Origin of the sequence: Castellaniella ginsengisoli (assembly GCF_040955415.1) — a bacterium.
Lineage (GTDB): Bacteria > Pseudomonadota > Gammaproteobacteria > Burkholderiales > Burkholderiaceae_B > Castellaniella > Castellaniella ginsengisoli.
Genome location: NZ_CP158257.1, coordinates 2395206 through 2409322, shown reverse-complemented (window position 1 = coordinate 2409322; position 14117 = coordinate 2395206). Strand labels below are relative to the sequence as shown.

The window sequence follows — 14117 nt, the reverse complement described above, 5'->3', positions numbered from 1 at the left end:
CTCAGCCCGGTGAAGGCGCCGGCCAGGCGGCCAACAGCAGGCCCGCCAGGGCCAGGCCGAAGGCCAATGCCTGCAGCGGACCGAAGGGCTCGCCCAGCATCCAGACCCCGACACAGGCCGATCCGACGGGCAGCAGCACGGTGAACACCCCCGCGCGCGAAGCCGGCACCCGGCGCAGGCCCGTCATCCACAACCAGATGGTCCAGCTCGATGCCAGCCCATAGAACAGCAGCACCCCCCATACGGCCCAGGACACCGCGCCAAAATCGAAGCGCCAGGCGGCCCACGCACCCGCAGGGAGCATCAGCACGAAACCCCACAGATTCATCAGGGCGCTGATGCGCCGCGACGACAGGACGGCCGTCAGACGCTTGCCGATCACGGCGTAGCAGGCTTCGCACAAGACCGCGCCGCCCAGCAGCGCATAACCCAGCGCATGATGCTCCGCGCCCGCCGCCGGGCCGCTTTCCGGCTCCGGATGCGTCCATGCCAGCAGAGCGACGCCGGCGATGGCGCAACCGATGGCGACCATGATCCTGGGGCGAATGGCCTCGCGCAGCACGAAGCGGCTGAGCACCGCGATCGCGGCTGGAATGGCGGACATCACCACCCCGGCGGCCACGGCGCCGCTGTAGCTCACACCCAACACCATGAAAACCGTGAACAGGAAGCTGCCAATAAAGGCCTCCAGGAACACCAGCCCGCGTACGCGCAAAGTGGGTGCGGGCTCGGCGGCCGGACGGCGCAACCAATGCAGCATGCCCGCGCCGCCGATGCCAAAGCGCAACCAACCCAGCAGAAAAACGGGGAACACGGCCGCCAGCGGCTTGCTCAAAGCCACACAGGCGCCGACGATGAACATGCTGGCCGCCAGGCTGCCGTAGGACGGCAGCAGCGATCCGCTTTCGCCGCGCGCAGTCATGGCCGCGGCTGCCGGGAAGACAGGACGATGCCGCCGATGATCAAGGCGAAGGCCAGCGCATGGAAAAGCCGGGGGCTTTCCCCCAGCAGCCCGAGCGACAACAGGGCGGCGATCAGCGGCGTCAGATTGTTGAAGAAGCCCGCCAGCGTCGGCCCGACGCGCTGCACTCCGGCGCCCCAGCAGCGGAAGGCAATGACCGCCGGGCCGACGGCGACGAAAACCACGGTCAGCGCCAAGGGCCAGCCCCAATCGATCCGCCAGTCCGTCAGGCGCCATTCGAGGGTGGCGAACACCCCCGACCAGATCACGCCATAGAGCACCTGCCCCAGCAGGAATCCGGCCCAATGCGAGCGCACCGGCGCATCGGCCGGCACCCGGGTCAGTTGCCAGCTATAGAAGGCCCAGATGATGGTGGCCAACACCATCAGCAGGTCTCCGGCCACGAAGCGCAACGCCAGCAACTGATCCCATCCGCCTTGGGACAGCACCACGGCCACCCCGGCAAGCGACAGCACGGAGCCCGCCACCTGGGCCGGCCGGATCGCCACGCCATGGAAGATCCGGCCCACGATCAGCATCCAGACAGGCATGCTGGCCGCCACCAGCGTGACGTTCACCGGCGTCGAAGTATGCAGGGCCAGGTATTGCAGCGAGTTGTACAGCCCCACCCCCAGCAAGCCCAGCACGGCATAGCGCCGCCACTCGCGCCAGACGGCGCTGCCGGCGCCCAGCACCCGGTAGCCCAGAGGCAAAAGCAGCAGCAACGCCAGTGTCCAGCGAAGGAAGTTGAGGGTCAGGGGCGGCACCATCTGGGCCACTGCCCGGCCCACGACGGCATTGCCTGCCCACAACATGGGCGGAATTAGCAGCAGGGCCACCGTGCCCGGGCTCAGACGTTCGTTCATGGATGCATTGGAAAGGGGGGTTCAGTGCAGATTCTAACCGCAGGAAACCGGCCCCCCGGCCCGGCGACAATGATTCAGCACTCAGATCGTTGACATCAAACACTTCAGGCACTATCATATAAGTGCTTGATAATCAGCGGTTTTCAATTCTGGCCCCTTTTTTGCCAGTCTACGCGGGTTCATCCCGCCGTCCCTTCGGGGGTCTTGCGCCCCTGCCTGGATTCTGATCGCCCCTGCGACCCCGCCCGCATGCCGCGCCACCAGGCGCATCGCACGCCCGCTGATCTTTTGTCCTACTCACCGGAGCACACCACAATGGCCAAAGAAGAACTGCTCGAAATGCACGGATCCGTGACGGAAGTCCTGCCGGATTCGCGCTTCCGCGTGACTCTGGACAACGGACACCCGGTCATCGCCTATACCGGCGGCAAGATGCGCAAGCACCACATCCGCATCCTGGCGGGCGACCAGGTCACCCTGGAAATGTCGCCCTATGACCTGACCAAGGGCCGCATTACCTTCCGCCACCTGAACCGCGGCCCCGGCGGCGGCGCCGCCCCGACCCCTCGTCGCCGCCACTGACCTTCCCTCATACGCCCGGCGCTCCGGCCGCCGCACCGCCCGCGGCGCCACGGATGCTCAGTGGCAATCCGGCACCGTCTGATCCAGATAGACCTCGAAGGCGATATCCCTGGCCTGCTGACGAGCCAGCTCGCGCAGCCGTTCCTGCGATGTGGCCCGGCGCACGGCGGCCTTGAGGGACGCAGGCAGATCGTCACGCAACAGGCGCGTCAGCTTCTGTGTCCGATAAGGCGCCAGTTGCGCCGAGAATTTCTTCCACTCGGGAAACGTCAGCAACTGCCTCAGGAAATCCTCGTCTTGCACAGCGGCGTCGCATTGACCGATCCTCAGCGCCAGCAGCGCGTCGGTCGCCGAGGCATAGATTTGCTCGATCGCGCCGAAGCGCGCGGCGAGTTCGCCCCCCGAGCGGCCGTCCGCACTCAGGCACACCGTCCGGCCGCTCAGGTCGGACCAGGCATGGATATCGGTATCGGTCCGCATGATCGCCATGGGAGCGGCCGACCAGCCCAGCGCGACGGCGCGCACGCCTGCCGGCAGCGAAGCGCTTTCCTCCGGCCAGACACCCACCCAGGCGTCCAGCGCATCTTCGGCAAGCTGTTGCGCGGCCTGCCCGGCCGCCACGGCCTGCAGCGGCGCGCCGCCCTCCCCCAGTTGTCCCGCCAGGACCTCGATACGGACCGGAGTGCGCACCTTGGCGCCCGGCGCCTGCGGCGCCGGCACCTCGGCCACGCCCAGGCGCCAGCCGTCGCCTGAAGCGGACGCCGGCGGACTTCCGGCGGACGCCCCCATGCCCGCGGCGGGGAACAGCGCCAGCGCGCCGGCCGCCAGCCCGGCCAGCACGCGGATCCTGAGAAATGAATGCGAAGAGTCCTTCATGGCTTTGCACGCCCCGACCGTCCGCCGGGCCTCACACGTATTGATAGCGCAGCACCTTGCGCTTGATGTTTTCCAGGAAAACCTGGTCGATCAATGTGGCCAGGATGGCGATGGTCAGAATATTGGCCATCACGCCCACCATGTCCGCCGTCTCGCCCGCGTAAGCCAGCGAACGGCCGAGCCCCTGTCCAAAACCGATCAGCATTTCGGCCGAAATCAAGGCGCGCCAGGCATTGCCGAAGGCCAGTTGGGCGCCGGTGATGAGCTCCGGCATGACGGCGGGCAGGTAGACGCGCCGCAGCATGTCCCAGGGATTGGCGCCCATGACGCGGGCCGCCGACACATGGGTCTGCAACACGCTTTCGGTCGCATTCATGACCGACAAGGCAGCCGGGAAGAACGCCGCCAGCGCAATCACCACAATGATGGGCACGTTGCCAAAGCCCATCAGGATCAGGAACAACGGCACCCAGGCGATCGAGGGAATCGATTGCAGCACGATGATCGCGGACTTCAGAACCTCGCGGAAAAACACCAGCAAGCCCCCGGCCAGCCCGAAGCCGATCCCGAACAGCAGAGCGAAGCCGTAGCCCACTCCCAGCCGCCCCATGCTGCCGGCCAGGATGGCGCGAAACTCGGCGGTCTGGACATCGTGCCATATGCGTTCCAGCACCTTGGGCACGCCCGGCATCAGGAAGTCGGGCAGCGTCCAGGCGGCCATCTGCCAGAACAGCAGAATGGCGGCAATGGCGATCAGCATGGCCAGCTTGCGGGCGGCGGGGGAAAGACGTCGTTTTTTGCTCATGGATTCCAGACACGGCATGGCCGGGCGCAAGCCCGGCCATCAGGATGATTTCAGGTCCGTTCACGCAATGCGGCGACCGCGATTCCACGTGAATAGGAACGGGGGGACGGGGCGACATTATCGCGCACCCGGCCGCCCGGCGCATCAGAGCTTGCGGGCCCGCTGCCAATCCAGATCGACGATCGACTTCACCTCGTAGGGCTTGCCATCCTCGGTTTTCAGCGCGCCGCGGGCCTGCATGATATCCGCGACTTCCTGCATGCGCGACAAATCCTCTGGCGTCAGCGCAGCATTGAAGGTCTGGGTCTTGATCGCCTGGCTGATGACCTGTTCGCGCGGCACTTCGCCGTGCTTCAAAGTCTTCAGGGTAGGCTCGGAGATGAAATAGCCCGCAATCAATTTGGCGGCCTCGTCAGGCTTGTTCTGGAGCAATTCGATGGCTTCCAACTGAGCATCCAGCGATTTCCAGACCAGTTCCTTCTTGTTTTTCAGGGTCTCGCCCGAAGTGATGGTCACCATGCAGGGGAACGGCCAGACCGCGCCGATCTCATAGATCTGCTTGACCGGCGCAATCAACTGGGCAATGCTGGCCTGGGGCTCGAACAGAAAAGCCGCATCCACGCGCTTACCGACCAGAGACTGCACGGCCACCTGGGGGCTCACACCCATGATCGTGACGTCCTCGGGCGCCAGGCCAGCGTCCTTCAGCACCACGCCGCGCAGCACCGTATCGGCCGTGCTGCCCTCTTTCTGCGAGGCGAGGGTATGGCCCTTCAAGTCAGCCACGTTCTCGATTCCCGTGTCTTCGCGCACCACCAGGGCATGGTAGCCACGCTGTGCGCCGCCGACGACTTTCAGGTCCGCGCCTCGTGAAGACCAGGACGCTGCGTTCGTGAAGCCCAGCACTCCGGTATCGAGCTGGCCGCCGACGATGGCCTTGATCAGGTCGGTGCCCGACTTGAATTCGACCAGTTGCACGTCCAGCCCCTGCTTCTCATAGAACTTGCCCTCGTAGGCGGCGATGGCCTGGGCGTCGTCCATGACGCGGATGTAGCCGACCTTGAAGGGTTCGGCGGCCTGCACCTGGGAGGCCAGCGTCAGCGCGGCGACCAGGGGAATCAGGAACCGGAAGCCTCCGCGCCGCGCCTGCGGCTTGCTGCCTCCCCGGGGGCCGGTTATTGCCTTGAAGCGATCGGGCGTCAAAAAATGGCTGAGTTTCATGCTGCGAGTTCCTCGGGAATGGACGATGAGTGTTCGGAGTCGCCGACGATGCCCAGCAAGGCCAGGATTTCCCGGCGCATCTCGGCGAAATTCGACAGATCGTGGGTCTTGCCGGTGTCGGACAAGTGGAATTCCTTCAGCACGCGCGAAGGCCGGGCGCTGAAGACCAGGATGCGGTCTGCCAGGAACAGCGCTTCGTCGACATCGTGGGTCACCAACAGGACCGTAGGCCGGGTTTCACGGATCAACGTGCGCAAGGCGTCCTGCAAGGTCATGCGGGTCAGCGCATCCAGCGCGCCGAAGGGTTCGTCGAGCAGCAGCACCTCGGGATGCGTGATGAAGGCGCGCGCCAAGGCGCAGCGCTGGCGCATGCCGCCCGAGACTTGGTGCGGAAAATAATCCTCGAAGCCCTTGAGCTGAACCTTGTCGAGCCACAGGCGCGCCTGGCGCTGGGCTTCGGGCCGGCCGATCTTTTGCAGCTCCAGGGCCATGGCCACGTTCTGGACCAGCGTCAGCCACGGATACAGCGCGTTTTCCTGGAACATCAGCATGCGGCTGGGATCGGGCTTGCGCACGGGCCTGCCATCGGCCAGCACCTGGCCGGACGTGGGCTTCTCCAGGCCCGCCGCCATGTGCAACAGGGTGGATTTGCCACAACCCGACGGCCCGACCAACGCCACCAGCTCGCCCGGCGCGATGTCGCGCTCGAAGCTTTCGACCACCCGCAGGTCACCGAAATGCTTTTCAACCTGCTTGAAGGAGAGATTCATAGACGAAAAACAACCAGAAAGAAAACGGCTTAATCATGTTCCGTACTTTAATGACCCCGCTTAATAAGGAACAACAATTTATTATCCATTTCTTTATTCTTTATTGGAATAAAGAAATGCTCTCGCAAGTGGATCGCGGACCAACCGCGGCGCTACGATAGGACATCGCATTCCAGAGGCCTCCATGACGCTTTCTTCCTTCCCGTCCCCGATCGCCCGGCTGCTGGCCGCCCATGCCGAAACCCGCCGGCATCTCGACGCGCTTGCCGACGCAGGCGCAGACGCATCGCCCGGCGCCGCGGCCTGGTTCGAAGGTCCGGCGCGCACCGCGTACGAGATCCTGGAAACCCGCTTGTTTCCCGCACTCATCGAATCCATGGCGGGTTCGGATGCGGTGTGCCTGAAAGGCCTGACGGGCGGCCTGGCTCGGGATCGCGCCGATCTGGAGCGGCGCTGGCGCCAGGCGGTGCGCCCTGCCGCGGCCGACCCGGCCGCCCGCGAGGCGCTGGCTGTCTGGATCGAGGACTACCGGGGCTGGCTGGCCTGCGCCGATGAAGAACTGCTGCCGATGGCGGCGCGGCTGCTGGATGATGCCGCCCTGGATGCTCTGGCGCCCGACTGCGCCCGCCTCGAAACCAGCGGATGAAGACGCCCCGGAAAGTCCGGAGCCGACACACGGGTGTCATAATCGATCGCGATAATCCCTGCGCAAGCCCGGGCCGCCTGGACCCGGCGTGCCAACCAAGGGGATTGCCTACATGCGGTTTGCGCCCACGCTGAAAACCCGATTCATTCTTTTCATGGCCGTGCTGGCGATATGCGCCGGCCTCGTCATGGGGGCCGTCGCCCACCTGCAACGAACCACCGATAGCCTGCGCGACGCGCAGGCCGCCCGCTACCAGGCCAGCCAGCTTGCCGGCTGGTACCGCACACAGGCCGCCGCCCTATCCCGGGACGCGGCCGCCTTCGTCGCCAGCGAACAGCCGGAATTCGAGCAGCGCTACCTGGGGCATCTGGCCGTGCTGGATGGCCGGGCGTCCGATGGCCAGGGCATCCAGGCCGATACCCTCGCCCGCTTCAGGCAGGCCGGTCTCGACAAGACCGAACTGGCCTTGTTCGAGGATGCCCACGCCCGGCTGCGGGCACTGGCCGCCACCCAACGCGAAGCCATCGGCACCGCCAAGGGCGAACTGGAAGATGGCCAGGGAGGCGTGCGCATCGCCCTTCCCAATGCCCTGCTCGCCAAGGCATTGATCTTCAACCAGCAATACAGCCAGGCGGAAGCGGACATCATTGCCTTGATCGACGCCTTCGACAGCCACCAGGCGCAACGCATGGCGGCGCGCGTCGGTCAGGCTTCAACCGACGGGCAACTGGCCGGGCGAATCGCCATCGGCGCGGTACTGGCGTTGCTGCTATGCAGCATGCTGGCGCTTCGCAGCCTGTACCGTTCAGTCAAGCGGCCCCTGGACCAGAGCGTCGCCCTGGCCGGCCATCTGGCGAACGGCGATCTCTCCATCCCCATCGAAGAAGGAGGCCGCGACGAGATGGGCCGCCTGATGCAGGCCTTGGAGGGCATACGCCAAGGGCTGAACCGCACGCTCAGCCGGGTCGCCGATCACTTCGCGCACGTCAACGCCGGCATGGATGTCCTGTCCTCGGGCCAGGAGATGGCGCTGGGCGACAGCCACGATCAATGCGCCATGGCCGGACAGATGTCTTCGGCCATGGACAGCCTGGACGACCTCGTCCGTTTGAATCACGAACGGGCGGCGGAAGCCCGGCGGCTGAGCGAACAGAGCGACGGCGAAGCCCGGAGCGGCGCCGAGACGGTGGACCGGCTGGCCCAAGCCATGGGGGATCTCGCGCGCGGCGGCGAACGCGTCGAGGAAGCCGCCCGGCAGATCGGCGAAATCGCCTTCCAGACCAACATCCTGGCCCTGAACGCCGCTGTCGAGGCCGCCCATGCGGGCGCGCACGGGCGCGGCTTTGCCATTGTCGCGGCCGAGGTCCGATCGCTTGCCTTGCGCTGCGATCAGGCCGCCGGACTGATCCAATCCACGATTGAGGCGTCCATCCGCTCCAGCCGCCAGGGGGCGGCTCTGGCCGCCGAGGCGCGTTCAGCCATGGACCGGGTGGTCCAGGCGACCGGGCGGAGCCGGCGGATCATGGACGAAGTCGCCGCCGCGACCGAGTCCCAGGCCCGGGCCATCCATGAAACCGCGCAGGCCGCGCGCCGCCTGGACACCATCGGCACGCGCGGGGTCCGCCAAGCGCAGGCGGCGGCGCGCGTGGTCGCCGAGCAGCGTGATCGCGTCGCCGATCTGCACCGGACCTTGACGCAATTCCGCCTGGGCTCCGTCGAGCGCCTGACAGCGGCGCATGATCACACCGCCCGGGAGGCGGCCGCCTGGCCGGACAGACACCGCATCGCCCCCCTGCCCCTGGGCCAGGGGACGCCGTCGAGCCTGGCCGCCTGAGCGCGGCAAGGGCCGGGCGCCTGCCGTGCCGGCGGCCTCAGGCAGCGCTTGCCCGCCCTCGCGCCAGGCGCCACAAGCGGCGCGCCATCGCCGCGAAAGTCAGCAGCCAGCCCAACAGAGCGGCATACAGGAACACCGGCGGCAGGAACCCAAGGAAATCGAAACCCATGGCATGGTTCATCTGCCAGGTGCAGGCCGCGTACATGCCCAACGGGAAGATCGCCCCCCAGTACAACGGATCGTAGCTGAACGGAAACCGCTGGAAGGCGTAGCGCCACACCCCCAGCAACAGCAGCATCGGAATCCACCAGGTCCCGGTGGCCCAATAGAATACGGTGAAGCCCTTCAGAAAGGGCAGCAGCGACACCAGGTACGGCGCCTGAGGCGCGTTCAAGATCAACAGGGAGCCGGCCAGCGTGGAGATCGCCATGGCGCCCATATTGATCCAGTACGGCGGGGACAGATCCCCTGGAGAAAAGGGAAAGAAGCTGTAGCGGTAAAAAATCAGCGACATCATCCAGATGTACAGCATCCCGCCCCAAAGCCACATCGAGAGCGCCACCAGATTGAGTTCCAGCCGGAAGGGCTGCCCGATGCGGGCCGCCAGCAGCGCGCTGGACACGGCCAGCGCCTGGGTCGCCACCACCGCCAGCAGCCAGGCGCCGCTGATGCTGCGGTCCAGCGGCGGCTTCGTCCTCTTGACCGTGAAGGCCGTGAAGATCGTGTAGGTCAGCCCGATCCACAGCACCACGGCCAGCATCCACAGCGCAAACCCCAGGGTCAGGTCGTCGCGCAGCAGAATGAACTGGCTCGACAGGATGCCGGTGGCCGCCACCAGCGTGAAATAGCCCGGTCCCCGGGCATGATCGATCATGTCGCCGAAGAAACGGCGGGGAAACCGCCAGGCGCGCATCAGATAGGCCAGCCACAGCACCGCGTACTGGACGATGTTCAAGGCGAACAGCCCGTGCGCCAGCAGCGGATGGCCCATCATGTCCGAGGCCAGCGACACGATGCCGGTCGCCATGACTAGGCCGAAATACGCCGGCGACAACCCGTGCAGGGCCGCATGCCACCAGGGCGGCATGGCATGCGCGGGCCGCAGATCCCGCGTGCCTGCGGGCGCGGGTACGCGGCGGTCCGGTTCCGGTGCTTGCATGGCGAGATTCTCCTTTCGATGAAGCGCCGCGCTTCGGCGCCCCTGCCCGGAGCGCGCTAAAATGGCGGATTGACCCGCATTTTAATGCGCGCGGCTTGCTGCGCGCTCGACACAGGACATCTCCATGGAAGCCGAACGCCAGAACCAGATCATTGCCCGCATCGACGACTACGCCGAGCGCCAGGATCTGCTTCGGAGGTATCTTTGACTACGATACCAAAGCCGAACGCCTGCTCGTTGTCAACGCCGAACTGGAAAACCCGGACGTCTGGAACGATCCGGCGCACGCCCAGGAGCTTGGCCGCGAAAAAAAATCCCTGGAAACCGTCGTCCACACCCTGGCCGACCTGAAACGAGGCCTGAACGACGCACGCGATCTGTTCGAGCTGGCCAGCGCCGACGATGACGACGCCACCCTGAGCGCCATCGAGGAAGACTGCGCCGCCCTGGGCGAACGCCTGGAGGCGCTCGAATTCCGCCGCATGTTCAACAATCCGGCCGATCCCTTGAACTGCTTCATCGACATCCAGGCCGGCGCCGGCGGTACCGAAGCCCAGGACTGGGCTTCCATGCTGCTGCGCCAATACCTGCACTATGCCGAGCGCAAGGATTTCAAGGCCGAAGTCCTCGAGGAATCCGAGGGCGAGGTCGCCGGCATCAAGTCGGCCACCATCAAGCTCGAGGGCGACTACGCCTACGGCCTGCTGCGCACCGAAACCGGCGTGCACCGCCTGGTGCGCAAGAGCCCATTCGACTCATCCAACGGCCGCCACACGTCCTTTGCCAGCGTTTTCGTCTACCCGGAAATCGACGACTCCTTCGAGGTCGACATCAATCCGGCCGACCTGCGCATCGACACCTACCGCGCCAGCGGCGCCGGCGGCCAGCACATCAACAAGACAGACTCCGCCGTGCGCATCACGCACCAGCCCACCGGCATCGTCGTGCAATGCCAGAACGACCGCTCTCAGCACCGCAACCGCGCCGAAGCCATGCAGATGCTGAAATCGCGCCTTTATGAACTGGAAATGCGCAATCGCATGGCCGAGCAGCAGAAACTGGAAGACGCCAAGAGCGACGTGGGCTGGGGCCACCAGATCCGTTCCTATGTGCTGGACCAAAGCCGCATCAAAGACCTGCGCACGGGTGTGGAAATCTCCAACACCCAGAAAGTCCTGGACGGCGACCTGGACCCTTTCATCACGGCCAGCCTCAAGCAGGGCGTCTAGGCTGCTTCGCGGGCGGGCCGGCTCCGGCCAGCCCGCAGCATGGCCCGGACGCCCTCGCCTTCCTTTCACCGATTGCACGACATGACTTCGCAGACAGACACCCAAGCCCCCGACGAGAACCGCCTGATCGCCGAGCGCCGCGCCAAACTCGAGGCGCTGCGCCAGGCGGGCCCTGCTTTTCCCAACGATTTCCGCCCCGACACGCATGCCGCCGATCTGCACCGCGACTGCGGCGCCCTGGACGAAGAGGCCCTGCAGTCCCTGGGCCGGCATGCGCGCGTGGCCGGGCGCATGATGCTCAAGCGCATCATGGGCAAGGCCAGCTTCGCCACGCTGCAAGACGCCAGCGGCCGCCTGCAGCTATACCTGGACCGCGGCGTGCTGGGCGACGAAGCCTATGCCGCCTTCAAGTCCTGGGATATCGGCGACATCGTCGGCGCTGAAGGCGAGGTCTTCAAGACACGCAAGGGCGAACTGTCCCTGCGCGTGCAATCCCTGCGCCTGCTGTCGAAATCCCTGCGTCCCCTGCCCGACAAGTTCCACGGCCTGGCCGACCAGGAACTGCGCTACCGCCAGCGCTACGTCGACCTGATCATGACCGAGGGCACGCGTGAAACGTTCCTGGCGCGCAGCCGCATCGTCACCGCAATCCGCCAGATCATGTCGGACGCCGACTTCCTCGAAGTCGAGACTCCGATGCTGCACCCCATTCCCGGCGGCGCGGCGGCCAAGCCCTTCATCACCCACCACAATGCGCTGGACATGGACATGTACCTGCGCATCGCGCCCGAACTCTACCTGAAGCGCCTGATCGTGGGCGGCTTCGAGCGGGTCTTCGAGATCAACCGCAATTTCCGCAACGAGGGCGTCAGCCCGCGCCACAACCCGGAATTCACGATGATGGAATTCTACGCGGCGTACACGGATTACCGCTGGCTGATGGACTACACCGAGACCTTGATCCGCGAGACCGCGCAACGCGTGTGCGGAACCGCCCACCTGAGCTACCAGGGCCAGGCCTTGAACCTCGATCAGGCGTTTGACCGCCTGACCATCACCGAGGCCATCCTCAAGTACGCCCCGGGCTACGCGCCCGCCCAGCTTCTGGACGCGGCCTGGCTGCGCGGCGAACTGCGCCGTCTGGGCGCGGACGTGGACGGCCCCCTCCTGGCTCACGCCGGACTGGGCGCGCTGCAATTGGCGCTCTTCGAGGAAACCGCCGAAGCCGAACTCTGGCATCCCACCTTCATCGTCGACTACCCCGTGGAAGTGTCGCCGCTGGCGAGAGCCTCGGACACCGAGGCCGGCATCACGGAACGCTTCGAGCTGTTCGCCTGCGGCCGCGAGATTGCGAACGGTTTTTCCGAACTGAACGATCCCGAAGACCAGGCCGCGCGCTTCCAGGCGCAGGTTGCCGCCAAAGACGCCGGCGACGAAGAGGCCATGTACTACGATGCGGACTACGTGCGCGCCCTGGAGTACGGCATGCCCCCCACGGGCGGCTGCGGCATCGGCATCGACCGCCTGGTCATGATGCTGACGGACAGCCCCAATATCCGCGACGTGATCCTGTTTCCCCACCTGCGGCGCGAGGACTGAGCCACAAACGGACGCTTCAGGCGAAACCCAGGGGCAGGTTGGGCGATCCCAGCACCCGGCTCCCGACGATCCGGCCGTCCGCGAACGCCAGGGCGGCCGCGACCGTCTCCGGATCGTCCAGCAGCCGGCGGTGCCCCAATCCCTGCGTCGTCAGCAGCCGGGCGCCAGGCCAGCAATGCGCGTAGTGCTCCCCCTCGCTCCAGGGGATCTCTTTGTCGTCCAGATCGTGCACGATCAGTGCGGGCTGTCCCAGTGCGGGCAAGCGGCGATGGATGTCCAGGGCCTCGATTTTCTGGCCCGTGCGGCGCAGCAGCCCATCGTAAAAGGCCGGGCGCAAGGATTCCCCCAGCCACAAGCGGCGCAGATGCCGGCCGACGGCCCCCGGCAGGTCCGCGGCAGGCGCGACCAGCACCATGCGGCGCGCCTGCCAGTGTTCATCCTGGGCCAAGACCAGCGCCGCACCGCCCAGGGAATGCCCGACCGCCAGGGCCGCCTGCCCATAGGCGGCGCCCACAGCGCGGATCGTCGCCACGAACTCAGGCAACGAGCAGTACACACCGGTGCTGCGGCCATGGCCCGGCTGGTCGAACGTCACCACGGCATATCCCCGCGCACACAAGGCGTCCACCCACGGGCGAAAACACAAACCATGGCTGGACCAGCCATGCGCCAGCAGCACGTAGGGTTGTGCGCCGGGATCCCCCCAGACGTAAGTGGCGACAGTTTCGCCCAGGACCTCCAGCCGACCCTGCCGCGCGGTGCCGTCCTCGGGCATGGTCCGCGCGCTGGGCGAAGGCGTGGCAAACAAGCGTGCGGCCCAATCGGCCGTGTACCTGGGCGCCAGCCTGGCGCCCAGCACCAGGCCTGTACGCAGCACTCCCAGGCGCAGCCGGGCAGAAACGGGATAGAAAGACATGGAATCGCCTCTTGTTCAGGGTCGGAATTCAGGGCTGCCAACTGCGCCAGAGGCGCTCGAACGCCTCTGCAGCATGGCGACGGGCTTCGTCATGGCCGAACAGGCCGCCGTCATGGTGCAAGGCCAACATCAGCGCATGGATTTCGAAAGCCAACTGGGATGCGTCCGTGTCGGCGCGCAGATCTCCGGCCCGCACCGCTTGCGCAATCGCTTTTTCCAGTTCACCGCGCCAGCCCGCCTGCTGGGCCTGCACGGCCTCGCGCAACGCGCCCTCGCGGCCATCGTATTCACTGGACGCGGACAACAGCACGCAGCCGCTCCGATAGCGCCGGACCCAGTCGAACCAGTTGGCCACGATGGCGCGCAGCCTCGGCAGGCCGCCGGGCTGCTCCAGCGCGGGCAGCAGCACCTTGGCGATGAAGCGTTTCCCGCCGGTTTTCAACACGGCCAGTTGCAGTTCCTCGCGTGAACCGAAATGCGCGAACACTCCGCTCTTGGACATGCCGACGCTGGCGGCCAACGTCCCGATGGACAAGGCTTCCAGCCCCCCGACGCAGGCAAGGGCATATGCGCTGTCGAGAATGTGTTCGCGCGTGGTGGCGCGTTTTCCAGGAAGGTGTGAAGAAGTCATGCCTCTAGAATAGCACGATCGT

General features: G+C 66.1%; 14 protein-coding genes. 5 read left to right on the top strand and 9 right to left on the bottom strand.

Annotated elements, in window-relative coordinates; genetic code table 11:
- Position 1: 1 nt before the first annotated feature.
- A complete protein-coding gene (locus tag ABRZ00_RS11390; RefSeq protein WP_368639179.1) occupies positions 2-922 on the bottom strand; it encodes a DMT family transporter in 921 nt (306 codons plus the stop codon).
- Positions 919-1827: a DMT family transporter gene (locus ABRZ00_RS11385; protein ID WP_343839372.1), complete on the bottom strand. Its 909-nt coding sequence runs from the start codon at positions 1825-1827 to the stop codon at positions 919-921. The genes ABRZ00_RS11390 and ABRZ00_RS11385 overlap by 4 nt, the downstream gene beginning before the upstream one ends.
- A 315-nt stretch (positions 1828-2142) precedes the next feature.
- Here ABRZ00_RS11385 and infA point away from each other — a divergent pair, with 315 nt between their 5' ends.
- Entirely contained in the window at positions 2143-2409 is a 267-nt protein-coding gene (gene infA / locus ABRZ00_RS11380; RefSeq protein ID WP_343839369.1) for a translation initiation factor IF-1, read from the top strand.
- 57 nt (positions 2410-2466) lie between these two features.
- Here infA and ABRZ00_RS11375 read toward each other — a convergent pair whose 3' ends face one another.
- The 4 genes from ABRZ00_RS11375 to ABRZ00_RS11360 form a co-directional block, all read right to left on the bottom strand.
- Complete coding sequence (locus ABRZ00_RS11375) at positions 2467-3285, bottom strand: transporter substrate-binding domain-containing protein (protein WP_368641958.1); 819 nt, start codon at positions 3283-3285, stop codon at positions 2467-2469.
- A 31-nt stretch (positions 3286-3316) separates the two neighbouring features.
- A complete protein-coding gene (locus ABRZ00_RS11370; RefSeq protein ID WP_368641959.1) occupies positions 3317-4090 on the bottom strand; it encodes an ABC transporter permease in 774 nt (257 codons plus the stop codon).
- Positions 4091-4234: 144 nt separating this feature from the next.
- Positions 4235-5311 carry an ABC transporter substrate-binding protein gene (locus tag ABRZ00_RS11365; RefSeq protein WP_368641960.1) on the bottom strand — a complete coding sequence of 359 codons (1077 nt, stop codon included), beginning with the start codon at positions 5309-5311 and terminating at the stop codon, positions 4235-4237.
- On the bottom strand, positions 5308-6081 hold the full coding sequence (locus tag ABRZ00_RS11360; protein ID WP_368641961.1) for an ABC transporter ATP-binding protein: 774 nt from the start codon (positions 6079-6081) through the stop codon (positions 5308-5310). The genes ABRZ00_RS11365 and ABRZ00_RS11360 overlap by 4 nt, the downstream gene beginning before the upstream one ends.
- 184 nt (positions 6082-6265) lie before the next feature.
- On the opposite strand from ABRZ00_RS11360, the gene ABRZ00_RS11355 reads away from it, so the two are divergent.
- Both ABRZ00_RS11355 and ABRZ00_RS11350 read left to right on the top strand, forming a co-directional pair.
- Entirely contained in the window at positions 6266-6727 is a 462-nt protein-coding gene (locus tag ABRZ00_RS11355) for a hemerythrin domain-containing protein (RefSeq protein ID WP_368641962.1), read from the top strand.
- A gap of 112 nt (positions 6728-6839) precedes the next feature.
- Positions 6840-8561 (top strand): methyl-accepting chemotaxis protein, encoded by a 1722-nt coding sequence (locus ABRZ00_RS11350; protein ID WP_368641963.1) that lies wholly within the window; start codon positions 6840-6842, stop codon positions 8559-8561.
- Positions 8562-8598: 37 nt separating this feature from the next.
- Here the strand turns inward: ABRZ00_RS11350 and ABRZ00_RS11345 are convergent, their stop codons facing one another.
- On the bottom strand, positions 8599-9648 hold the full coding sequence (locus ABRZ00_RS11345; RefSeq protein WP_368642849.1) for a tellurite resistance/C4-dicarboxylate transporter family protein: 1050 nt from the start codon (positions 9646-9648) through the stop codon (positions 8599-8601).
- Between the two features lie 196 nt (positions 9649-9844).
- Between ABRZ00_RS11345 and prfB the strand changes: the two genes are divergently transcribed.
- Positions 9845-10949, top strand: a protein-coding gene (gene prfB / locus ABRZ00_RS11340; protein ID WP_368641964.1) for a peptide chain release factor 2 whose coding sequence is annotated in 2 segments (ribosomal slippage) — positions 9845-9925 and positions 9927-10949 — 1104 coding nt in all. Because the reading frame shifts where the segments join, the coding sequence is not laid out codon by codon here.
- 81 nt (positions 10950-11030) lie between these two features.
- Positions 11031-12548 carry a lysine--tRNA ligase gene (gene lysS, locus ABRZ00_RS11335; protein ID WP_368641965.1) on the top strand — a complete coding sequence of 506 codons (1518 nt, stop codon included), beginning with the start codon at positions 11031-11033 and terminating at the stop codon, positions 12546-12548.
- A gap of 16 nt (positions 12549-12564) precedes the next feature.
- Here lysS and ABRZ00_RS11330 read toward each other — a convergent pair whose 3' ends face one another.
- Together ABRZ00_RS11330 and ABRZ00_RS11325 are read right to left on the bottom strand one after the other, a co-directional pair.
- Positions 12565-13464 carry an alpha/beta fold hydrolase gene (locus tag ABRZ00_RS11330; protein ID WP_368641966.1) on the bottom strand — a complete coding sequence of 300 codons (900 nt, stop codon included), beginning with the start codon at positions 13462-13464 and terminating at the stop codon, positions 12565-12567.
- A 28-nt stretch (positions 13465-13492) separates the two neighbouring features.
- Positions 13493-14095, bottom strand: a complete 603-nt coding sequence (locus tag ABRZ00_RS11325) for a TetR/AcrR family transcriptional regulator (RefSeq protein ID WP_343839337.1) — start codon at positions 14093-14095, stop codon at positions 13493-13495.
- Between the last annotated feature and the right edge of the window lie 22 nt (positions 14096-14117).